The 20,752-nt window shown below is 71.6% G+C and carries 19 protein-coding genes and 1 pseudogene; 3 read left to right on the top strand and 17 right to left on the bottom strand.

The genetic code is table 11. The annotated features are described in order from the left end of the window. Window positions 1–37: 37 nt before the first annotated feature. The 9 genes from glcF to H6927_01645 all read right to left on the bottom strand — a co-directional run bounded on the left by glcF (window position 38) and on the right by H6927_01645 (window position 10,032). Window positions 38–1,279, bottom strand: a complete 1,242-nt coding sequence (glcF, locus tag H6927_01685; protein MCP5216811.1) for a glycolate oxidase subunit GlcF — start codon at window positions 1,277–1,279, stop codon at window positions 38–40. A 166-nt stretch (window positions 1,280–1,445) separates the two neighbouring features. Continuing rightward, window positions 1,446–2,516 carry a glycolate oxidase subunit GlcE gene (gene glcE / locus H6927_01680; GenBank protein ID MCP5216810.1) on the bottom strand — a complete coding sequence of 357 codons (1,071 nt, stop codon included), beginning with the start codon at window positions 2,514–2,516 and terminating at the stop codon, window positions 1,446–1,448. 58 nt (window positions 2,517–2,574) lie between these two features. Further along, on the bottom strand, window positions 2,575–3,033 hold the full coding sequence (locus H6927_01675; GenBank protein MCP5216809.1) for a PIN domain-containing protein: 459 nt from the start codon (window positions 3,031–3,033) through the stop codon (window positions 2,575–2,577). Next, a complete protein-coding gene (locus H6927_01670; protein MCP5216808.1) occupies window positions 3,030–4,019 on the bottom strand; it encodes a tripartite tricarboxylate transporter substrate binding protein in 990 nt (329 codons plus the stop codon). The genes H6927_01675 and H6927_01670 overlap by 4 nt, the downstream gene beginning before the upstream one ends. A gap of 11 nt (window positions 4,020–4,030) precedes the next feature. Then, window positions 4,031–5,878, bottom strand: coding sequence for a DUF1446 domain-containing protein (locus tag H6927_01665; protein ID MCP5216807.1), 1,848 nt, complete (start codon window positions 5,876–5,878; stop codon window positions 4,031–4,033). Further along, window positions 5,875–6,651, bottom strand: coding sequence for an enoyl-CoA hydratase/isomerase family protein (locus H6927_01660; GenBank protein ID MCP5216806.1), 777 nt, complete (start codon window positions 6,649–6,651; stop codon window positions 5,875–5,877). Before H6927_01660 ends, H6927_01665 begins: the two co-directional genes overlap by 4 nt. Continuing rightward, window positions 6,648–7,877 (bottom strand): CoA transferase, encoded by a 1,230-nt coding sequence (locus H6927_01655; protein ID MCP5216805.1) that lies wholly within the window; start codon window positions 7,875–7,877, stop codon window positions 6,648–6,650. Before H6927_01655 ends, H6927_01660 begins: the two co-directional genes overlap by 4 nt. Before the next feature lie 17 nt (window positions 7,878–7,894). Then, window positions 7,895–8,869, bottom strand: coding sequence for a tripartite tricarboxylate transporter substrate binding protein (locus H6927_01650; protein ID MCP5216804.1), 975 nt, complete (start codon window positions 8,867–8,869; stop codon window positions 7,895–7,897). Beyond that, complete coding sequence (locus H6927_01645; protein MCP5216803.1) at window positions 8,866–10,032, bottom strand: CoA transferase; 1,167 nt, start codon at window positions 10,030–10,032, stop codon at window positions 8,866–8,868. The genes H6927_01650 and H6927_01645 overlap by 4 nt, the downstream gene beginning before the upstream one ends. A gap of 112 nt (window positions 10,033–10,144) precedes the next feature. Between H6927_01645 and H6927_01640 the strand changes: the two genes are divergently transcribed. Continuing rightward, window positions 10,145–11,050, top strand: a complete 906-nt coding sequence (locus H6927_01640) for a LysR family transcriptional regulator (protein MCP5216802.1) — start codon at window positions 10,145–10,147, stop codon at window positions 11,048–11,050. A 1-nt stretch (window position 11,051) separates the two neighbouring features. Here H6927_01640 and H6927_01635 read toward each other — a convergent pair whose 3' ends face one another. The 8 genes and pseudogenes from H6927_01635 to H6927_01600 form a co-directional block, all read right to left on the bottom strand. Next, entirely contained in the window at window positions 11,052–12,359 is a 1,308-nt protein-coding gene (locus tag H6927_01635; protein ID MCP5216801.1) for a class I SAM-dependent RNA methyltransferase, read from the bottom strand. 71 nt (window positions 12,360–12,430) lie between these two features. Further along, window positions 12,431–12,883: a thioesterase family protein gene (locus H6927_01630; GenBank protein ID MCP5216800.1), complete on the bottom strand. Its 453-nt coding sequence runs from the start codon at window positions 12,881–12,883 to the stop codon at window positions 12,431–12,433. Between the two features lie 16 nt (window positions 12,884–12,899). Beyond that, entirely contained in the window at window positions 12,900–14,453 is a 1,554-nt protein-coding gene (gene rpoN / locus H6927_01625) for an RNA polymerase factor sigma-54 (protein MCP5216799.1), read from the bottom strand. A 121-nt stretch (window positions 14,454–14,574) separates the two neighbouring features. Next, a complete protein-coding gene (lptB, locus tag H6927_01620) occupies window positions 14,575–15,306 on the bottom strand; it encodes an LPS export ABC transporter ATP-binding protein (protein ID MCP5216798.1) in 732 nt (243 codons plus the stop codon). Between the two features lie 44 nt (window positions 15,307–15,350). After that, window positions 15,351–15,986: a lipopolysaccharide transport periplasmic protein LptA gene (lptA, locus tag H6927_01615; protein MCP5216797.1), complete on the bottom strand. Its 636-nt coding sequence runs from the start codon at window positions 15,984–15,986 to the stop codon at window positions 15,351–15,353. Between the two features lie 124 nt (window positions 15,987–16,110). Then, window positions 16,111–16,746 (bottom strand): thiol:disulfide interchange protein DsbA/DsbL, encoded by a 636-nt coding sequence (locus H6927_01610; protein ID MCP5216796.1) that lies wholly within the window; start codon window positions 16,744–16,746, stop codon window positions 16,111–16,113. 79 nt (window positions 16,747–16,825) lie between these two features. Continuing rightward, window positions 16,826–17,549, bottom strand: a pseudogene (locus tag H6927_01605) (SPOR domain-containing protein). A gap of 16 nt (window positions 17,550–17,565) precedes the next feature. After that, complete coding sequence (locus H6927_01600; GenBank protein MCP5216795.1) at window positions 17,566–19,239, bottom strand: arginine--tRNA ligase; 1,674 nt, start codon at window positions 19,237–19,239, stop codon at window positions 17,566–17,568. A gap of 175 nt (window positions 19,240–19,414) precedes the next feature. On the opposite strand from H6927_01600, the gene H6927_01595 reads away from it, so the two are divergent. Continuing rightward, complete coding sequence (locus H6927_01595; protein MCP5216794.1) at window positions 19,415–19,708, top strand: phosphate starvation-inducible protein PsiF; 294 nt, start codon at window positions 19,415–19,417, stop codon at window positions 19,706–19,708. A gap of 70 nt (window positions 19,709–19,778) precedes the next feature. Beyond that, window positions 19,779–20,750, top strand: a complete 972-nt coding sequence (locus H6927_01590; protein ID MCP5216793.1) for a glycosyltransferase family 2 protein — start codon at window positions 19,779–19,781, stop codon at window positions 20,748–20,750. The last annotated feature ends 2 nt before the right edge of the window (window positions 20,751–20,752 follow it).

Below are 20,752 nucleotides of genomic sequence, written 5' to 3'. Positions count from 1 at the left end.
AATCGGGCTCTAGCCCGCATGCAATGAGCGTGAGCAGCTACTGTTTTGATAGAGCCTCGTCCAGCACCTCGATCCAGTGGCGCACCGGCACGTCGGTGCCGGCCTGCAGGTGCGTGATGCAGCCGATGTTGGCCGACAGGATGGCCGCCGGGCGCTCGGCTGCCGTCTCGCCCAGCAGGTGGCCCAGCTTGCGCTCGCGCAGCTGCAGCGACAGCGCGGGCTGCAGCACCGAGTAGGTGCCGGCCGAGCCGCAGCACAGGTGCGCCTCCTGCGCGGCGGGGCGCAGCGCAAAGCCCAAGGCGCCCAGGTGCTGCTCGACCCCGCCGCGCAGCTGCTGGCCGTGCTGCAGCGTGCAGGGCGCGTGCCAGGCCAGCACGCCGCCTGGCACGCGCACGCGGCCAGCCAGGGCGGCGGCGATGTCGGGCAGCAGCTCGCTCACGTCGCGCGCCAGCGCCGACACGCGCGCGGCCTTTTCGGCATAACGCGCATCGCCGCGCAGCAGATGGCCGTAGTCCTTGACCAGCACGCCGCAACCCGAGGCGTTGCTGACGATGGCCTCGACGCCGCCGCGCTCGACGTGCGGCCACCAGGCGTCGATGTTGGCGCGCATCTGCGCCAGCCCGCCGGCGTCATCGGCCAGGTGGAACTTGACCGCGCCGCAGCAGCCCTGCCCGCGTGGGCGGATGCACTGGATGCCTGCCGCATCCAGCACGCGCGCGGTGGCGGTGTTGATGTTGGGCGCCATCGCCGGCTGCACGCAGCCTTCCAGCAGCAGCACCTGGCGCGCGTGCGTGCCGCGCGGCCAGGCGCCGGCGCCGCGCCGCTCGGGCACCTTGGCCTTGATCGATGCGGGCAGCCAGCCGCGCACCGCCTGGCCCAGGCGCATGGCGGGGCCGAACAGCGGTGAGGTGAGGCCCGTGCGCAGCAGCGCGCGCTGGCGCGCCTGGGCCGGTGGGCGCTCGACCTTGCGCTCCACCACCTGGCGGCCGATGTCCACCAGGTGGCCGTATTCGACGCCGCTGGGGCAGGTGCTTTCGCAGTTCAGGCAGGTCAGGCAGCGGTCCAGGTGCAGCTGCGTCTCGCGCGTGGGCGCCTGGCCTTCCAGCACCTGCTTGATCTGGTAGATGCGCCCGCGCGGGCTGTCCAGCTCGTCGCCCAGCAGCTGGTAGGTGGGGCAGGTGGCCAGGCAAAAGCCGCAGTGCACGCACTTGCGCAAAATGGCCTCGGCCTCCTGGCCTTCGGGGGTGCCGGCAAATTCAGGCGCGAGATGGGTTTGCATCGAATCAGAAGGCGTGAATGAATCCGGCGTGTCCGAGCAGACCGCGAAAACGCGGCCGATCAAGGCGCAAAGCGCAGCCATAGCGGGGGCTATGGCGAGCATTTGCAACGCCGAGCGGGCGCGTTTTGGCGGGATGAGCGGGCATGACGGATTCGTTTACGCCTTCTCAGAAATCGAGCGACAGGCGGCCGGGGTTGAGGATGCCCGCCGGATCGAAGGCCTGCTTGAGCTGCGCGTGAATGCGCGCCAGCGGCGCGGGCATGGGGGTGAACACCGGCACGCGCCCGTCGCCACCGCGAAACAGCGTGGCATGGCCGCCGGCGCGGGCCGCCGCCGCGCGCACCTGGGGCGCGGCCGCCGGCGGCAGGCGCAGCCAGCGCAGCGCGCCGTGCCATTCCAGCAAAGTGGGGCCCAGGTTGAGCGGGGCGGCGGTGTCAGGCACGCTGACGCGCCACAGCGCCTGGCCGGCGTCCAGCCGGAAGAACGGCAGGCGCTGGTCGCGCAGCGCGCACCATTGGCGGCTGGCCCGCTCGGCGTCCAGCAGCTCGCCGCCCATGGCGCGCCGCGCCGCGTCGATGGCCGCGCGCGCGCCGCGCAGGCGCACGGCCAGCAGCCCGCCGGCCCAGCAACTGGCGTTCAGCGGCAGCGGCTGGCCGCCCCAGCGGTTGAGCTGCTGGCGCGCGCTGGTCTCGGACAGCTCGAACACCAGGGTGCATTCGGCCGGCGGCAGCGGCAGCACCTTGAGGCTGACCTCGACGATCACGCCCAGCGTGCCCAGCGCGCCGGCCATCAGGCGGCTGACGTCGTAGCCGGCCACGTTCTTCATCACCTGGCCGCCGAACCTGAGCAGCTCGCCCTTGCCGTTGAGCATCTGCACGCCCAGCACGTGCTCGCGCACGCCGCCCGCGCTGGCGCGCGCCGGTCCGGCCAGGCCGGCGGCCACCATGCCGCCCACGGTGCCGGTGCGGCCGAACTGCGGCGGCTCGAAGGGCAGGTGTTGCTGGCGCTCGGCCAGCAGGGCGTGTACGTCGGCCAGGGGCGTACCGGCGCCCACGGTGACCACCAGCTCGCTGGGCTCGTAGGCCGTCACGCCGGCCAGCGGCCGCGTGTCCAGCACGTCGCCGTGCAGCAGCTGGCCGTAGAAGTCCTTGGTGCCGCCGCCGCGGATGCGCAGCGGCCGGCCCAGCTCGATGGCCTTGCGCAGCTTGTCGGTCAGGGCGTCGAGTGCGGCTTGCATGGCCGGCAATGGTAAACCCTTGTGGGCTCCAGACCGGGCGCCATGGCAGTCCGTTACTCTATTTTTGATAGCTTGCGCCGAGGGTTGGCACGCCGCCATGCCCCGGCCAGTCGCCGGCATGCACCGCCACGCCCAGCGGCGCCAGCGCGCGGCCCAGCTCGATCACCGCCCGGTCCTTGCTGAACAGGGCGGCGCGCCAGGCGACGGCCAGGTCGACGAAGCCCTGGTCGTCCGCGTCGCGGCAGCGCACGCCCGCGGGCGGCGCGGCGAGCGCGGGGTGGCTCCATTGGTCAAAGGCGGCCAGCACCTGCGCGGCCGGGCGACGGCGGCGCTCCAGTTGGGCCAGCACCGCCGGATAGCCCAGCACGCGCGCCAGCTCGCCGCGCATGGCGGTGGTGGCCCGCCAGCGCAGCGCGCCGGTGGCGATCGCGTGCCGCAGCGCGGCCATCTGCGGCTCGTCGAACAGCCACAGGTCGAGCACCCGGTTGGTGTCGATGACGACAAAGGCTTGGCTCAACTGGTCTCGATCTTCAGGCTGCGCACGAACGGCACCCAGCGCTCGCGCTCCTTGCGGCCAAAGGCGTCGGCCTGCGCGGGCGTGGAGGGGCCCAGCGGCTCCGAGCCGCCCTGGGCCAGGCGCTGCTGGACGGCAGGCTGTGCCAGCGCGGCGTTGAGCGCCTGGTTGATGCGCGCGATGTCGGCATCGGGCGTGGCGGCGGGCGCGAACAGGCAGTTCCAGGTGTAGGCGTCGTAGTCGCGCAGGCCCAGCTCGGCAAAGGTCGGCACCTGCGGGATCTCGGGGCTGCGCTGCGCGCCGCCATAGGCCAGGATGCGCACGCGCCCCTGCCGGGCCATGGGGCCCGAGCTGATGATGCCGTCGAACACCAGGTCGACGTGGCCGCCGGCCAGGTCGGCCATGGCGGCGGCGTTGCCTTTGTAGGGGATGTGGTTGAGCCGGATGCCGGCGGCGCGGGCAAAGGCCTCGCCCACGATGTGGCTGATGGAGCCGGTGCCGCCCGAGCCGTAGGTGATCTGCCCGGGGTTGGCCCTGGCCTGGGCGATCAGCTCCTTCAGGGTCCTGGCGCCCGAGGCCTTGCCGGCCAGCAGCATGGGGGTGCGGCTGATCAGGCCGACCACGCGCAGGTCCTTCTCGACGTCGAAAGGCAGGTGGCGGTAGAGCCCGACGTTCATCACCAGTTGCGAGCTGGTGCCCAGGCCGAGCGTGAGGCCGTCGGGGGCGGCCTTGGCCACCACGTCGGTGCCGACGGAGCCGCCCGCGCCGGGGCGGTTCTCCACGATGACGGGGTGCTTGAGGCTGGCGCCCATGAAGGGGGCCAGCTCGCGCGCGATGATGTCGTTGCCGCTGCCGGGCCCGAAGGCGACGACGATGCGCATTGGGCGCTCGCCGGTTAGCTGGGCCCAGGCCGATGGGGCGGCGATGGCGCCGGCGCAGGCGGCCAGCGCGGCGCGGCGGGTGCAGTGGGGTGGGCGGGGATGGGTCATGGTGGGTCTCCTTAAAGTGACCAGGCCTTGGGCACCCGCACTGGCATGGCCAGCAGGATCTGCCCCATGCCCTTGCCCAGCGGGTCGTTGCGCAGCGAGGCCATGCCGCCGCCGCCCAGCGCCTGCTCGCAGACGAAGTTGAAGGCATGGATGCCGGGCACTTCATGGCGCGTGACCGGCCCCTTGACCAGGTGCGCCAGGTGCTCGGCCACGCGCGCCTCGGTCAGTTGCGCGCGCAGCAGGGGCAGCCATTCGGGGCGGCGCGCGATGACGCCGATGTTGGAGGTGTCGCCCTTGTCGCCCGAGCGCGCCCAGGCCAGGCGGATCAAGGGGACTTCGAGTGTGTCGGCGGGGTTTGCTATTGAATTGGTAGCTGTTTGCGCTGAATGGATGCTGGCTACATGCTCATTTTGTTCATGATTCGCGTTTTCTGTTGCAGGCCGCGTGCCCTCACCCCTGCCCTCTCCCAGAGGGAGAGGGAGCAAGACTGGGGCGCCATCCAGCGTGATGGCGGGCGTCACGCGCTCCTTGCCCAGCAGGAAGGCGTATTGCCGGATCAGCGGCGAGACCGAGGCGCGCCCGCCGGCGCCGGTGGTGCCGGGCGCGAACGAGGTGCCGGCGGGAGCGATCTCGCGCGCCAGCAGCTCCAGCGCGGCCTTGTCGCGGTGGCGCGCGGAAAGGCGCAGGATGGCCTCGCGTGTTTGCGCGACCTCCGGCTGGGCCAGCGGGCCGTAGCAGGACTCGGCCCCCAGCACCTCGAGATGCGTGGCGCTGAAAGGGGGCAGCCCTTGCGCGGCCAGCAGCTCGCCCACGCGCTGCAGGATGGCCTCGCCCGTGCGCCGCGCCTTGGCGGCGGCGTCGAAGCCGATGATGGTCAGCTGCGCCGAGGTCTTGAAGCCGTCCAGGTAGGTCGCGCTGACCTTGTACGAATCCGTCGGCGCGCGGCCGCGCGCGCCGCTCACGTGCACGCGCTCGGGGCCGGTCTGCTGCATGCGGACCTGGGTGAAGTCGCACACCACGTCGGGCAGCAGGTAGGCCGCGGGGTCGTGGATCTCGTACAGCATCTGCTCGGCCACGCATGGCGGGGCGACCAGCCCGCCCGTGCCCGCGGGCTTGGTGACGATGAAGCTGCCATCCGCCGCGCATTCGACGATGGGATAGCCGATGTGCGCCCAGTCGGGCACGTCTTGCCAGTCGGTATGCAGCCCGCCCGTGCCCTGGCAGCCGCATTCGATGATGTGGCCGGCCAGGCTGCCGCCGGCGAGTGGGTCGAAGTCGCCCGCCTGCCAGCCGAACTCGTGCATCAGCACACCCAGCGTGACGGCCGAGTCCACGCAGCGACCGGTGACGACGATCTGCGCGCCGGCATCCAGCGCGGCCCGGATCGGCGCGGCGCCCAGGTAGGCGTTGGCCGTCAGCACCTTGGCCGGCAGCGGCGCGCCGCTTTGCAGCTCGGCCACCGGGGGCTGACCGTTGCGCAGCTCGGGCATCAGCGGCATCACGTCGTCGCCACTGACGACGGCGATCTTCACCGCCACGCCCTGCTCGCGCGCCAGGGTGCGCAGGGCTTCGGCGCAGCCTTGGGGGTTGACGCCGCCCGCATTGCTGACCACGCGGATGCCCTTGGCCACCACGTCCTTCAGCACGCCCTTCATGGCCACGCTAACGAAGTCGGTGGCGTAGCCCAGCTCGGGCTTCTTCAGGCGCGCGGCGGCCAGGATGGACATAGTGAGTTCGGCCAGATAGTCGAACACCAGGTAGTCGATCTGCCCGCTTTGCACCAACTGCGGCGCGCCCACGCTGGAGTCGCCCCAGAAGCCCGAGGCACCGCCGATGCGAATGACTTTTTTCTCGTTCATCGCCCGCTCCAATTCGGTTTGCGTTTTTCGCGGAAGGCCGCCTGGCCTTCTGCAGCATCCTCGGTCAGCGCGAACAGCGCGATCTGGCTTTCGGTGAAGGCCATCGACTCCTCGAACGACATCGCGCCGATGCGCTTCATCAGGTACAGCCCACGGCGGATGGCGGCGGGGGACTTGTCCAGAAAGCGATCGAGCAGCGCCTGCACGCCGGCGTCCAGGTCTTCGCTGACGTGGTTGATCAGGCCCAGCGCCAGTGCTTCTTTAGCCGTGATCGGCTCGCCGGTGATGCACAGCTCGGCCAGCGCCCGCGCGCCGATCAGCCCATTCAACACGCTCAGCACCTGGGCCGGGAACACGCCCACCTTCACCTCGGGCAGCCCGAAGACGGCGTGCGGTGCGGCGACGACCATGTCGCACATGGCCATCAGGCCCATGCCGCCGGCCATGCAGGCGCCGTTGACGCGCGCGATCAGCGGCACGTTGAGCTGGCGCGTCAGGCGAAACAGATTGGCAAAGCCCTGCGTGGGCTCGGAGTAGTCGAACTTGAAGGACTGGCCGCTCTGCAAGTCGGCCCCGGCGCAAAAGGCCTTCTCGCCCGCGCCGGTCAGCACGATGGCGCGCACGCCGCGGTCGGCGTTGGCGGCCGTGAGCGCTTCGCTCAGGCCCTTGAGAACGGCCGGGCTGATGGCGTTGCGGCGCGCCTCGCGCTGGATGGTGAGCCGCAGCACGCCGCCGTGCTGGCGGACGTCGAGCTCGGGGGTGTCGTCGGTCATGGTGTCGCTCTCTTCGGTGGTTGGGGGATGGCGGCGCGCGCGGCGCCCTGGTCGATCAGCGCCTGGATCTCGGCGTCCGCAAAGCCCGCCTCGCGCAGCACCTCGGCGGTGTGTTCGCCCAGGCGCGGCACGGGCGTGCGCCGCGTGGGCGGCGTGCCCGACCATTCGCTGGGCACGGCGGTCTCCAGGATCTTGCCCACCACCGGATGCTCGGTGTGCTCGAAGAACCCCGTGGCTTGCAGGTGCTCGTCGCGCAGCAGCGAGTCGAAGGTGTGCATGGGAAAGACCGGAATCTCCGCCTCGGGCAGCAGCGCGCGCCATTCGGCCGTGCTGCGCTGCGCCAGCTCGTCGGCCACCAGCTGGTAGAGCGAGTCGATGGCCTGCGTGCGGGTGCGGATGTCGACAAAGCGCGGGTCGGTCTTCAGCCACTCACCCTTGCCGATGGCGTTCAAGAAAATCTCCCAGTGCCGGTCGGTGTAGATCAGGCAGCAGACGTAGCCGTCGCGCGTCCTGTAGGGCCGGCGCTGGGGCGAGAGCAGACGCGGGTAGCCGAAGCCGCCCTGGGGCGGATCGAAGGTGTGGCCGTACAGGTGGTCGCCCAGCACGTAGGGGATCATGGTCTCGAACATGGGGATGTCCACGCTCTGGCCGCGCCCGGTGCGCTCGCGCGCGTACAGCGCGGCGCTGATCACGCCGAAGGCGTACAGCCCCACCGAGCGGTCGGCGATGGTGATGGGCAGGTAGCGCGGCTCGCCACCCGCGCCCTGGCCCACGGCCGCGGCCAGGCCGGTGGCGGCCTGGATCAGGTCGTCGAACGCGGCCTTGCCGGCATACGGCCCGCGCTGCGAAAAGCCCACCATGCTGGCGTAGATCAGGCGCGGGTTGGCGGCGGCCAGGGCCTCGTAGCCCAGGCCCAGGCGCCGCATGGCCGCTGGCCGCACGTTGGTGGCCAGCACGTCGGCATCGCGGGCCAGGCGCAGCAGCGCGGCCACGCCCGCAGGCTGCTTGAGGTCGAGCACCAGGCTGCGCTTGTTGCGGTTCAGGCCCATGAACAGCGGGCCCAGGCCGATGTCGCCGCAGGGCCCGATGCTGCGCGTGGAGTCGCCCCCCGGCGCCTCGACCTTGATCACGTCGGCGCCCAGGTCGGCCAGGTGCTGGGTGGCCGAGGGGCCCATGAAGACGGTGGTCAAATCGAGCACGCGCACGCCGTGCAGCGGGCCGGCCATGGCGCTGGATGCCGGGTTCATTGCGGCTCGATGCCGGCGGCGCGGATCACCTCGCCCCACTTCTTCGATTCGGCGGCCTGGAACTGCGCCAGCCCCTCGGGCGTGCTCAGCGCCACCTCGCCGCTGGTGCGCGCCAGGGTGGCCTTGACCTCCTCGGTCTGGGTGGCCTTGGCAAACATCCGGTTGAGCTTGTCGACGATGGGCTTGGGCGTGCCGGCCGGTGCGTAGGCGGCAAACCAGTAGCCCATGTCGTAGCCCTTGACGCCGGCCTCGGCCACCGTGGGCACCTCGGGCAGGGACGCCAGGCGCTTGCTGCTGCTGGCCGCCAGCGCGCGCAGCTTGCCGCCCTGCACCTGCGGCAAGGCCGTGGGCGCGTCGGCGAACATGAAGGTGAAGCGCCCGCCGATCAGGTCGGTGATGGCCTGCGGATTGCTCTTGTAGGGCACGTTGACCATGTCCACGTGCGCCATCTGCTGCAGCAGGAAGCCGGCCACCTGGCTGGACGAGGAGCCGCTGCCGAAGTCCAGCTTGCCGGGCGCTTTGCGGGCGGCGGCCAGCAGATCGGCCACGCTCTTGTAGGGCGAGTCGGGCGGCACCAGCAGCAGCATCTGCCCGGTGGACAGCAGGCCGATGGGCGCGAAGTCCTTGACCGGGTCGTAGGGCAGCTTCTTGAACAAGTGCTCGTTGGCCGCGTGCGTGGTGTTGGTGGTCATCATCAGCGTGTAGCCGTCGGGCGCGGCCTTGGCCACGTACTGCGCGGCGATGAAGCCGCTGGCGCCGCCCTTGTTCTCCACCACGATGGGCACCTTGGCCTCGTCGCCCAGCGCCTTGGCGTACAGGCGCGCCATCTGGTCGGTGCCGCTGCCCGGGCCAAAGGGCACGACCAGGGTGATGGGTTTGCTGGGGTAGTCCTGCGCGGCGGCCGGGCCGGCCAGCCAGGTCGAGGCCGCAACGGCCAGCGCCATCAGCGCGTGAATCGGTTGGGGTGTCATGACGTCTCCTTCTTGGATGCGGGATCGGAAAGCAGCGCCGGCACACCGTGCGCCGCATTGTGCTGGCCCAGACCAGGCGCTGCCGCGCGCGGCAGCGGGCGCTGGCCGTCGATGGTGAGCGGCAGCGCGGTGAGTGCGAAGTCCTGGCCCGGCACCGCAGCCAGGATGCCCAGCGCCTGCACCTGCGGGTGCGCCAGCGCCTCGGGCACGCTGTGGATGGGCGCGCAGGGCACGCCCGCGGCCTCCAGGCGCGCCAGCCATTCGGCGCGCGGGCGCGTGCGCAGCAGGGGCGCCAGCTGCTCCAGCAGCGCCGCCTTGTGCGCCAGGCGGGCGCGGTTGGTGGCCAAGCGCTCGTCCGCCAGCCAGTCGGGCCGGCCCAGCGCGGCGGCCAGCTTGGCGAACAGGCGGTCGTTGCCGCAGCAGATGAGCAGCGGTGCGTCCTGCGTGTCGAAGGCCTCGTAGGGCACGAAGCCGGGGTGGCCCGAGCGGTCGCGCACCGGCAGGCGCCCTTCGTTGACGTAGGCGTCGGCCTTCTGGCCGTTCCAGACCAGGGCGGTCTCCAGCAGCGAGGTGCTGAGGATGCCGCCGCGCCCCGTTTGCGCGCGCCGGTGCAGCAGGGCCAGCGCGCCGATCACCACCCACATGCCGCTGCCCTGGTCGCACAGCGAGGCGGCCGAGCGCATGGGCGGGTCATCCGGCCCGCCGTTGGTGCTGGACAGCCCGCTGAAGGCCTGCACCAGCGGCTCGTAGCCGGGTTGCCGCGCCATCGGTCCCAGGTGGCCGAAGGCCGAGATTTCGCCGTAGATCAGGCGCGGGTGGCGCGCGCACAGGGCCGGGCCGTCGATGCCCAGCTTGGCGGGCACGCCCGGGCGCAGGTTGTGGATGAAGATGTCCGCCTCGCCCGCCAGCCGCTCGAAGGCGGCTCGGCCCTCGGCGCTTTTCAGGTCCAGCGCCACCGATTGCTTGCCGCGGTTGAAGATGTGGAAGTTGAGCGCGTCGCCGTGCCGGAAGTCGGGCCCCATGCGGCGCGCGTCGTCGCCGCCTTCCACGCGCTCGATCTTCACCACCTCGGCGCCCAGGTCGGCCAGGATGGCGCCGGCGAACGGGCCGGCCAGCACCTGGCCCAGCTCCAGCACGCGCACACCCTCAAGCACACCGGCCATGTTCATGCCCCATCGGGTTGTCTCCTGTATTCCGGCATCAGTCTAGACAGGGGGTGGTGATATGGGAAGCGCTACATTTCTATTTCTGTGATATCAAAACAGGATCAACACCATGCGGATCGACTTGAGCCTGCGGCAGCTGGAAGCCTTCGTGCAGGTGGCCACCAGCGGCAGCTTTCGGCGCGCCGCCGCCGAGCTGGGGCAGGCGCAGCCGGTGGTGAGCCGCCTGATCGGCCAGGCCGAGCAGACGCTGGGCACGCGCTTGTTCGACCGCGACACGCGGCGCGTGGAGATCACCGCCGCCGGGCGCGAGCTGCTGCCGGTGGCCCAGCGCATCCTGCGCGACTTCGACAGCGCGCTGAGCGAGCTGGGCGAGTTCATGCAGGGGCGCAGCGGCCGTGTCACGGTGGCGGCGCTGCCTTCGGCCGGCACCGCGCTGGTGCCGCAGGCCATGGTGGCGCTGCGGCGCACGCACCCGGCGGTCGAGTTCTCGCTGATCGAGGCGCCCGCCGAGGCCCTGCTGGCCGCCGTGGAGGAAGGCCGCGCCGACCTGGGCCTGAGCGTGCGCCCGGCGCCGCAGCAGCGCCTGCAGTACCGCCATCTGCTGGACGACCCGATGGTGCTGCTGTGCCGCGCGGACGATCCGCTGGCCGCGCGCCCCGCGGTGCCCTGGTCGGTGTTTGCGCAGCAGCCCTTCATCGCCAGCGCGCCGCGCAGCAGCATCCGGCCGATCACCGATGCCGTGTTGATGCAAAAGCGCCTGGCGCTGCACTCGGCGCTGGAATACCCCAGCGTGACGGCCTGCGGCGCGCTGGTGGCCGCTGGCCTGGGCATCACCGCGTTGCCGCGCCTGGCGCTGGGGCTGGTCAGCATGCAGGGCCTGGCGGCGGTGCCGCTGGTGCGCCCGCAGGCCAGCCGGGCGATCGGCATCGTCACGCGCATCGGGCGCACGCTGCCGCCGGTGGGCCGCGCCTTCGTGGCGACGCTGCTGGAGCAGCACGGGCCGGCGCGGCGCTGATTTACGCGGCAGGCGGGTCCTGGCGCGGTGCGCGTGCCGTCAGGTCGAACCTGAACAGCCGGCACTCGATCGGCCCGTTCCACAGCGGCACGCGGCGCGACTCCTTCAGGCGCAGGCGGCCGGGCAGCTTGAGGTCGGGGGTGAGTAGCCAGGCGCTCCAGCCGGCGTAGTGGCTCTTCCAGTGCGCGGCCAGGCGGGCAAAGAATTCGTCGCCGGCGTTGACCTCGCCCGGGCCGGCTCCTTCGGCGCGCTGCTGCGCCAGCGTGCCGCTTTGAAAGGCCTCGCGCCCGCGGCCCCGGCCGGCCACGCCGGCCGCCGCGATGCGCTCGCCATAGGGCGGGTTCATCAGCAGCACGCCGGGCTGCGCGCAGGGCGGCTGGCGCTGCAGCGCGTCGCCGCCGCGCAGCTCGACGGCGGCGGCCACGCCGGCGCGCGCGGCGTTGCGCTGGGCGAAGTCGACCATGCGGTGGGCCACGTCGCTGCCGAACACCCGGGGCGTGGACGATTCGGAGTCTTTCAGGCCGCTGGCCCGGACGGGATCTGCCCAAGCAGCTTCATTTTTAATAGCATTCCACTGCGCGGCATCGAAGCGCTTGAGCCGCTCGAAGGCAAAGCGCCGCTGCCCGCCCGGCGGCAGGCCCAGGGCCAGTTGCGCCGCCTCGATGACGATGGTGCCCGAGCCGCAGCAGGGGTCGTACAGCGGCGCGGGCGAGACGCTGCGCGTGGCCGGCTGCCACCAGCCGCTGGCGGCCAGCATGGCGGCGGCCAGGGTTTCCTTCAGCGGCGCCTCGCCCTTGTCTTGGCGCCAGCCGCGCTTGAACAGCGGCTCACCGCTGGTGTCGATGTACAGCGTGGCGTGCGTGGCCGTCAGGTGCGCCTGCACGCGCACGTCGGGGCGCTGGGTGTCGATGCTGGGACGCACGCCGCCGGCCTGCTGGCGAAAGCGGTCGGCCACCGCGTCCTTGATGCGCAGGGTGGCGAAGTTCAGGCTCTTGAGCGGGCTGGCCTGCGCGGTCACGTCCACCCGAAAGCTCTGGCGCGGGGCAAACCAGTCTTCCCACGCCACGCTGGCGGTCAGCGCGTACAGCTCGTCCTCGCTTTGGTAGGGGCCGTGCGCCAGTTCGACCAGCACGCGCTGGGCCAGGCGGCTCATCAGGTTCAGGCGCAGGGCCAGCGCCCAGTCGCCGCGCACGCGCACGCCGCCGCGCAGGGTCAGCAGGTCTTGCCCGGCCAGGCCGGTGAGGCCGTGCACCTCGTCGGCCAGAAAGTCCTCCACGCCGCTGGCGCAGGGCAGGAACAGGGTCAGCATCCGCGTGGGCATGGGGCGACCTTCGGCCTGGTGGCCTGCGGTGCGAGCACCTTGGGGCGGCCCGGCGGTGCTCATGCGGGCTCACCATCGGCCTGGGCGCTGCGCTGCAGCGCGGCCAGCACGCCGGCCGGGATCGGGGTGACGCGGCGCGTGCCGGGGTCGATGAAGACGATGCCGGTCTTGCCGCGCGCCACTTCGCGTTGCTGCGTCACTTCGGTCATGCAGAACACCAGGTCGAACCCGTAGCGGTTGAAGTCGGCTGGCTGCATCTGCACGCGCAGGGTCTCGCCATGAAAGGCCTCGGACTTGTACTGCGCCAGCATGTCGCCGACCACGATGGCGGCGCCGTCGACGTGGCCCTCGCGGTAGCCCAGCGACTGGAAGAAGCGCAGCCGCGCCTCGGACACCAGGCTGAGCAGCTGGGCGTTGTCCAGGTGCCCGTCCTGGTTGACGTGGCTGATGTAGATCTGCAGCTCGGTCGCAAAGCCGAAGCGCGCCGGGAGGTCGAAGACGATGCGGGCCATGGTGGCAAAAAAGGGTCTAGAGCTGCTTGCGCAGCGGGGTGGGGGCGATCTTGAGTGCCTCGCGGTACTTGGCCACGGTGCGGCGCGCGCAGTCGATGCCTTGCTCCTTCAGCATCTCGGCCAGCCGCTGGTCGGACAGCGGCCGGCATGGGTCCTCGGCGGCGACGAACTGCCGGATGAGCGCGCGCACGGCAGTGCTGCTGGCGTTGCCGCCGGCCTCGGTGCCCAGGGCCGAGCCGAAGAAATACTTCAGCTCGAAGGTGCCGCGCGGCGTGGCCATGTACTTGGCGGTGGTCACGCGCGAGATGGTCGATTCGTGTACGCCCAGCGCGTCGGCCAGCTCGCGCTGCACCAGCGGGCGCATGGCCAGCTCGCCGTGGGTGAAGAAGCTGCGCTGGCGCTGCACGATGGCCTCGGCCACGCGCAGGATGGTGTCGAAGCGCTGCTGGATGTTGCGGATGAACCAGCGCGCTTCCTGCAGCTGCTGGCCGAGCGCCGCGTGGCCGCCGCCCTCCTTGCCGCCGCGCAGCGCGCGCGCGTACAGCTCGTGCACGCGCAGGCGCGGCAGCACCTCGGGGTTGAGCTGCACGCGCAGACGCTGTGCCGCGCCGCTGCCGCTGGCCGAGACGATGACGTCGGGCACGATGACGTTGTGCTCGACGTCGGCAAAGCGCCGGCCGGGCTTGGGCTCCAGCGTGGCGATCAGGGTCATGGCGGCGCGCACCGCGGCTTCGTCCTGGCCGCTGGCCTGCGCCAGGCGGCGCACGTCGCGCCGGGCCAGCGCGTCCAGCGCCTGGGGCTGGGCCAGCAGGGCCAGCGCGGCGCGGGCGCTGGCCTGGGCGGCAGGCGCCAGCGTGGCGTCGGCCAGGCGCGCCCTGAGCTGCAGCGACAGGCATTCGGGCAGGTCGCGCGCGCCCACGCCGGCGGGCTCCATCGACTGCAGCAGCTTCAGCGCGAAGTTGAAGCGGTGCACCAGGGTGTCCAGCGCGTCCAGCTCGTCGCCGTCGTCCACCAGGGTGGCGGCCAGCTGCGCTAGCGAATCCTCCAGGTAGCCGTCCTCGTTCAGCGACTCGATCAGGAAGCGCAGCACCGCCACATCCTCGGGCGCCAGGCGCAGCGCCAGCGCCTGGCCGTGCAGGTGGGCGGCCAGCGACTCGCGCGGGGCGCCGCGCTCGCCGGGGTCGTGCTCGTCGCCGGGCGGGCTGGCCACCGCGCCATCGCCCCATTCGCGGTCGCTGGGGGCGTCGGCGCCATCGCCCTCCCAGTCGTCCAGCCAGTCCTGTTTGGATTCGAATTCGGCTTCGGCCCCCGTCGATTCTGCGTCAACAGCTTCTGAATCGATAGCATTCCGGGTGTCGGCGGCCTCGCGCTCCCGCGGCTCGTGCACGGGCTCGGCGTGCCCGGCGTCGGCGTGCTCGTCCTCGCGCTCGAGGAAAGGGTTGTCCAGCAGCATCTGCTCCACCTCGCCGGCCAGCTCCAGCGTGGACAGCTGCAGCAGGCGGATCGACTGCTGCAGCTGCGGAGTGAGCGCCAGGTGCTGCGAGGTGCGCAGCGAGAGGCCGGGTTTCATGGCCGATGCCGGATCAGCCCGATGCAGGCACCCTCTCGCCGCCGCCGGGCCGCCCCAAGGCGGCGAGGGCCCCCTCGGGGGGCAGCGGACCATGCGCAGCAGGGGAGCGTGGGGGCCAAATTCATAGTCTGAAGTGCTCGCCGAGGTACACGCGGCGCACGTCCGGGTTGGCCACGATGTCGGTCGGCGTGCCGGTGGCCAGCACGCGGCCCTCGGTGATGATGACCGCGTGGTCGCAGATGCCCAGCGTCTCGCGCACGTTGTGGTCGGTGATCAGCACGCCGATGCCGCGCGACTTGAGGAAGGCGATGATGCGCTGGATCTCGATCACGGCGATTGGGTCGATGCCGGCAAAGGGCTCGTCCAGCAGGATGAAGCGCGGCTGCGTGGCCAGCGCGCGCGCGATCTCCACGCGTCGGCGCTCGCCGCCCGACAGCGCCGGCGCGGGCGAGTCGCGCAGCTCCTGCACGTGCAGCTGCTCCAGCAGCTCGGTCAGGCGCTGCTCGATCTCGTCACGCGCCAGCGGCTTGCCGTGTTCGTCGTGCTGCAGCTCCAGCACGGCGCGCACGTTCTCGGCCACCGTCAGCTTGCGGAAGATCGAGGCCTCCTGCGGCAGGTAGGACAGGCCCAGGCGCGAGCGCCGGTGGATCGGCATGTGCTCGACCGCCTGCCCGTCGATGCGGATGCTGCCGGCGTCGGCGCGCACCAGCCCGACGATCATGTAGAACGAGGTGGTCTTGCCCGCGCCGTTGGGGCCCAGCAGGCCCACCACCTCGCCGCTGGTCACGTCCAGCGACACGTCGTGCACCACGCGGCGCGCGCCGTAGTTCTTGCGCAGCCCGCGCACCTGCATGCGGCTGCGGGCGCCGTCGGCCGGGGCGCTGCGGGTGGCCAGCTTCACTGCGCGGCCCCGGTGGACGGCAGGCCTTGCGCGGGCTGCAGCGGCAGGGCCGCCGGCGCCGGCTGGCTGGCCGCGTTGCGCGGCGCCAGCACCGCGCGCACGCGGCCGTTGCCGGCGGGTGCGCCGGCCTCGTGGGGCGCGCCGTCGACGGTGTAGACCTCGGTGCGGTTGTTGTAGACGATGACGTCGCCCGTCACCTGGTCCTGCAGCGTGGTGCCGGCCAGGCGGCGCATCTCGGCGCGCCGCACGAAGCGCACGATGTCGCTCTTGCCGTCGTAGGTGATGGAGTCGGCCTCGCCCTCGATGAACTCGTTGACGCCCTCGCGCTTCTGGCGAAAGAAGGCGCGCTTGCCCGGCGCGCCGAACATCACGCCGCTCTGGTTGCCCGCGCCGTCCTGGCGCACCTCCAGGCGCGCGCCGCGCATCACGATGGTGCCCTTGGTCACCACCACGTTGCCGGTGAAGGTGGACAGCTGCTGCTTGTCCTCGTAGCGCAGCGCGTCGGCCTCGATGTTCATCGGCTGGTCGCGGTCGGCCCGCTCGGCCAGCGCCGGCACGGCGGCCAGGGCCAGCAGGGCGCCCGCAGCCAGGCGGCGCCAGGCCGGCGCGGCAAACGAAAGGCGATCATCCATGTGAGGCACGGTTTTTGCTTGGGTTCAGCCGACGATTGTACGGGCGGCCTCGCGGCCCGTGGCGCGCCGCCGGCGTGAAAAAGCCCGCCGAAGCGGGCTGCGGATGCGGGCGCTCAGCGTTGCCTCAAGCGCTCTTGCGCACCTGCTCGATCAACTGGTTGGCGAGCTTGACCATGCCCTCGAAGCCGCCGGCCATGGAGCCGTCGGTGTAGAAGCGCCCGCCGATGCCCAGCGCCGGCGTGCCTTCGACCTTGTAGGCGTCCTGCATCTGCACCGCCTTGCGCAACTGCGTGGCCACGCCAAAGGAGTTGTAGGTGCTCTCGAACTTGGCGCGATCCAGGCCCTGCTCGGCGGCCCAGGCAAACAGCACGTCGGGCTTGTCCAGGCGCTTGTGGTCGACCTGCAGGGTCTTGAATATCTTCTCCTGCATGGCGCCGTCGACCTTGCCCATGGCCTCCAGCGTGTAGTAGATTTTTTGCAGCGGCGCGAAATTGCTCTGGAAGCCCACGTGCACCCGGCGGAAGGCCACGTCCTTGGGCAGGGTCTTGACCCAGGCGTCCATGATGGGCTCGAAATGCATGCAGTGGATGCAGCCGTAGGAGAAAAACTCCAGCACCTCGATCTGGCCCTTGGGGGCGTCCACCGGCGCGCGCTGTGCCAGCTCGGCATAGCCCTTGCCGGACTGGGCGTGCGCGGGCAGGCTCAGCAGCCCGGGGACGGCCGCGACGGCGGCGGCCAGGGTGAATTCACGTCGTTTCATGGGGAGGTTCTCCGGTTCTTGTCGGCCCTATTGAGCCCGGTCGCCGCTGGCAAGTTCCCGTGCGGGTGTTCACAGCTTCTCAGCGCTGCACGCGTACCAGCGCGGCTTCCATGCCATTGTCGTCCAGCCGCGCCTTCACGCGGTCGGCGGCGTCGCGGTTCTGGAACGGGCCCACGCGCACCCGGTAGACGGTGCGGCCGGCCTGCTCGCGCTCGCTCACGCGCGCCTCCACGCCCATCAGCGACAGGCGCGCGCGCTGGGCGTCGGCGTCGGCCTGCGCGCGGAAGGCGCCGGCCTGCACGAAATAGGTGAAGGGATCGGCGCTGGCGGCCGCACCCGTGCCGGCGCCGATGCCGGCGCGGGCCGCGGCCAGCTCGCCCAGCGGGTCGGCCGAAGGCGCCGCGCGCGCGGTGGGGGGCAGGGGCGGGCGGCTTGGCGGCGGCGGCCGGGGGCTCGGCGGGCGCTGTGCGCGCCACCGGGCCGCCCAGCACGGCCGGCGCCGGAATGGGCGCGGCGTCGGGCGCGGGTGCCACGGTGCCGCCGGCGGTGGTGCCCGCAGGTGGGGTGGCCGGCGCAGCCGGCGCGCTGTCGTCGCGGTTGCGCAGCGTGGCGTTGGGGTCCCAGTCGCGGTTCTTGCTGGCCTCGGCCGCGTCCTGGCTGCTGGTGCGCGCCGCGCCCTTGTTGGCAAAGGGCACCGGCACTTTGGCCACGTAGATGGCCACGCCCAGCGCCACCGCCAGGCCGATCACCGCGCCCAGGATCAGACCCAGAAAGGTGCCGCCATGTTGTCTGGATTTCGTCATGCTTGAAGGATGGAGGTCACATGCGTGCCGGCGCGCTCACGCCCAGCAGCGACAGGCCATTGTGCAGGACTTGCGCGGTGGCGGCGACCAGCGCCAGGCGGGCATTTTTGACGGTTTCGTCGTCCACCAGGATGCGCTCGGCGTCGTAGTAGCTGTGGTAGCTGGCGGCCAGCTCGCGCAGGTAGAACACCACGTCGTGCGGCGCCAGGTCCTGCGCCGCGCCGGCCAGCACGTCGGGAAAGCGCGCCAGCTGCAGCATCAGCGCCTGGGCGGCGGGGGTGTCCAGCGGCGCCAGTTCGGCCTGGGCCAGCGCGGCCGCATCGCCGCCCCAGGCCTGCAGCACCGAGCAGATGCGGGCGTGCGCGTACTGCACGTAGTACACCGGGTTGTCGTTGTTCTGCTGCACCGCCAGGTCGACGTCGAAGGTGTATTCGGTGTCGGGCTTGCGCGAGAGCAGGAAGAAGCGCACCGCGTCGGCGCTGGTCCACTCGATCAGGTCGCGCAGCGTGACGTAGCTGCCCGCGCGCTTGCTGATCTTGACCTCCTCGCCGCCGCGCACCACGCGCACCATGGTGTGCAGCACGTAGTCGGGGTAGCCTTCGGGAATGCCCAGGCCCAGCGCCTGCAGGCCGGCGCGCACGCGCGCGATGGTGCCGTGGTGGTCGGTGCCCTGGATGTTGATGGCCTTGCGGTAGCCGCGCTCCCACTTGGTGGTGTGGTAGGCCACGTCGGGCACGAAGTAGGTGTAGCCGCCCTCCGACTTGCGCATCACCCGGTCCTTGTCGTCGCCGTAGTCGGTGGTGCGCAGCCACAACGCGCCGTCCTTCTCGTAGGTCTTGCCGGCGTCGATCAGCTTTTGCACGGTGGCGGCCACCCGGCCCGACGAATACAGGCTGGACTCCAGGTAGTACTCGTCGAACCGGAGGCGGAAGGCCTGCAGGTCCTTGTCCTGCTCGTGGCGCAGGTAGGCCACGGCGAACTGGCGGATACCGTCCCAGTCGCCGACGTCGCCGCTGGCGGTGAACCGGCGATCGTCGGCCTGCACCGTTTTTTGGGCCAGAAAGTCGTTGGCGATGTCCTGGATGTAGTCGCCGTTGTAGGCCGCCTCGGGCCAGCCGGCGTCGCCCGGCTTGAGGCCCTGGGCGCGCAGCTGCACCGAGCGCGTCAGCGTCTCGATCTGCACGCCCGCGTCGTTGTAGTAGAACTCGCGGTGCACCCGCCAGCCCTGGGTGGCGAACAGGTTGCACAGCGCGTCGCCCAGCGCCGCCTGGCGGCCATGGCCCACGTGCAGCGGGCCGGTGGGGTTGGCGCTGACGAACTCGACGATCATCGATTCGCCGCGTGCCGGCTGCCAGCCGTAGCGCTCGTGCTGCGCCAGCACCTCGCGCACCCCCTGCTGCTTGGCGGCGGGCTTGAGCCGGATGTTCAGAAAGCCGGGCCCGGCGATCTCGATGGCGTCCACCCACTGGCCGAACGCCGGCGTGGCCAGCAGGGCCGACTTCAGCCGCTCGGCCAGCTGACGCGGGTTGGCCTTCAGCGGCTTGGCCAGCTGCATCGCGGCCGTGCACGCCCAGTCCCCGTGCGCCGCCTGGCGCGGCGACTCGAAGGCCGCCGCCACGGGCGTGCCCGGCGCCAGGGCGTCGAGTTCGGCGGCCAGGGCCGCGAGCAAGTGTTGTTTGACCGACTGCATCGGCCAATTTTACGGGGCGCCGGCCCGCGGCCCCGCCGCCCGGCCCGCCGGTGTGCGCCAGGGCGGCGCGTCATCCGATCGGGGCGGCCAGGCGTTGTAGGCGGCAGGCCGGCGTGCCAAGATGCCGGCTGGTTGTTCCCGTTGCAACCCAACCCGAAGCAAAAGGAGATCGTTCATGAGCAAGCTGCTGTCCCTGATCGCCGCCGCCGGCCTGGCCCTGTCCCTGGGCGCGGCGCCCACCCTGGCCAGCGCCAAGACGGCGCAACAGGAAAAAATGAGCACCTGCAACGCCCAGGCCGCCGGCAAGAAGGGCGACGAGCGCAAGGCCTTCATGAAGGGTTGCCTGAGCGCCAAGCCCGCCGCCGCCCCGGCCACCCAGCAGGAAAAAATGAAGGTCTGCAACAAGGAGGCTGCCGGCAAGAAGGGCGACGAGCGCAAGGCCTTCATGAGCGACTGCCTGAAAAAATAAACACGCCGCAAGTTCGCCCCAGACCCTGCCTCCCGATGGAGGCAGGGTTTTCTTTTGGCATGATTCGTTCATGAGCGAGCGCGCCGCCCGAATCCCGTCCATCTCCTGCGTCATGCCGGCCTACAACGAGGCCGCCGCGCTGCCGGAGGTGCTGGGGCAGGTGCTGGCCGCGCTGCGCGCGCTGTCGCCCCGGGTCGAGGTGGTGGTGGTCGACGACGGCAGCCGCGACGACACGGTGGCCGTCGTGCGCGGCCTGTGCCAGCGCGAGCCGGCCCTGCGCCTGCTGCAGCTGTCGCGCAACTTCGGCAAGGAGGCGGCGCTCACCGCCGGCCTGGCCGCCGCGCGCGGCGAGGTGGTGGTGTTGATGGACGCCGACGGCCAGCACCCCACGGCCCTGCTGGCCGACATGCTGCGCCACTGGCAGGCGGGCGCCGATGTGGTGTATGCCATGCGCAGCACGCGCGCCGACCAGTCGGCCCTGCACCGGCGCATGGTGGGGGCCTTCTACGGCATCGTCAACTGGCGCAGCCGGGTGCGCATCCCGCGCGACGCGGGCGACTTCCGGCTGCTGGACCGGCGCGTGGTGGACGCGCTGCTGGCCCTGCCCGAGCGCCACCGCTTCATGAAGGGCCTGTACGCCTGGGTGGGCTTTCCCAGCGTGGCGCTGGACTACGAGCCGCTGCCGCGGCGCGCGGGCGCAAGCCACTTCGGCCTGAGCGGCGCGCTGGGCCTGGGCACCACGGGCCTCCTGGCCTTCACCGCCGCGCCGCTGCGCGTGCTGGCCCTGCTGGGCCTGACCCTGTCGCTGGCGGCGCTGGGCTACGGCGTCTGGGTGGTGATCGAGTACTTCTGGCTGGGCAACCCGGTGCGCGGCTATCCCACGCTGGCGGCGGGCATGATGTTCCTGAGCGGGGTGCAGCTGATGTCGGTGGGTCTGCTGGCCGAGTACGTGGCGCGCATCTACGACGAGGTCAAGCAGCGCCCGCTGTACCTGGTGGCCGACGAGGTGGGCGAGGGTCTGCCGGGGCGCGCGCAGCCGTGAGC

This window comes from Burkholderiaceae bacterium, from assembly GCA_024235995.1.
GTDB lineage: Bacteria > Pseudomonadota > Gammaproteobacteria > Burkholderiales > Burkholderiaceae_C > Ottowia.
This window is presented reverse-complemented; position numbering and strand designations above follow the sequence as displayed.

Excerpts from the sequence above, each read along its gene's own strand:
- H6927_01635 (MCP5216801.1), bottom strand. The coding sequence starts at position 12,359 with ATGCTGACCCTGTTCCTGCCCTGCGCCAGCGGCGTGGAGGACTTTCTG.
- H6927_01645 (MCP5216803.1), bottom strand. The coding sequence starts at position 10,032 with ATGGCCGGTGTGCTTGAGGGTGTGCGCGTGCTGGAGCTGGGCCAGGTG.
- H6927_01610 (MCP5216796.1), bottom strand. The coding sequence starts at position 16,746 with ATGAAACGACGTGAATTCACCCTGGCCGCCGCCGTCGCGGCCGTCCCC.
- H6927_01640 (MCP5216802.1), top strand. The coding sequence starts at position 10,145 with ATGCGGATCGACTTGAGCCTGCGGCAGCTGGAAGCCTTCGTGCAGGTG.
- H6927_01630 (MCP5216800.1), bottom strand. The coding sequence starts at position 12,883 with ATGGCCCGCATCGTCTTCGACCTCCCGGCGCGCTTCGGCTTTGCGACC.
- rpoN (MCP5216799.1), bottom strand. The coding sequence starts at position 14,453 with ATGAAACCCGGCCTCTCGCTGCGCACCTCGCAGCACCTGGCGCTCACT.
- glcE (MCP5216810.1), bottom strand. The coding sequence starts at position 2,516 with ATGCAAGCCGCACTCGACGCCCTGACCGACAAGCTGCGCAAGGCCATC.
- lptB (MCP5216798.1), bottom strand. The coding sequence starts at position 15,306 with ATGCAGGTGCGCGGGCTGCGCAAGAACTACGGCGCGCGCCGCGTGGTG.
- H6927_01590 (MCP5216793.1), top strand. The coding sequence starts at position 19,779 with ATGAGCGAGCGCGCCGCCCGAATCCCGTCCATCTCCTGCGTCATGCCG.
- H6927_01655 (MCP5216805.1), bottom strand. The coding sequence starts at position 7,877 with ATGGCCGGCCCGCTGCACGGCGTGCGCGTGCTCGATTTGACCACCGTC.
- H6927_01665 (MCP5216807.1), bottom strand. The coding sequence starts at position 5,878 with ATGAACGAGAAAAAAGTCATTCGCATCGGCGGTGCCTCGGGCTTCTGG.
- lptA (MCP5216797.1), bottom strand. The coding sequence starts at position 15,986 with ATGGATGATCGCCTTTCGTTTGCCGCGCCGGCCTGGCGCCGCCTGGCT.
- H6927_01650 (MCP5216804.1), bottom strand. The coding sequence starts at position 8,869 with ATGACACCCCAACCGATTCACGCGCTGATGGCGCTGGCCGTTGCGGCC.
- glcF (MCP5216811.1), bottom strand. The coding sequence starts at position 1,279 with ATGCAAACCCATCTCGCGCCTGAATTTGCCGGCACCCCCGAAGGCCAG.
- H6927_01660 (MCP5216806.1), bottom strand. The coding sequence starts at position 6,651 with ATGACCGACGACACCCCCGAGCTCGACGTCCGCCAGCACGGCGGCGTG.
- H6927_01595 (MCP5216794.1), top strand. The coding sequence starts at position 19,415 with ATGAGCAAGCTGCTGTCCCTGATCGCCGCCGCCGGCCTGGCCCTGTCC.
- H6927_01600 (MCP5216795.1), bottom strand. The coding sequence starts at position 19,239 with ATGCAGTCGGTCAAACAACACTTGCTCGCGGCCCTGGCCGCCGAACTC.
- H6927_01670 (MCP5216808.1), bottom strand. The coding sequence starts at position 4,019 with ATGACCCATCCCCGCCCACCCCACTGCACCCGCCGCGCCGCGCTGGCC.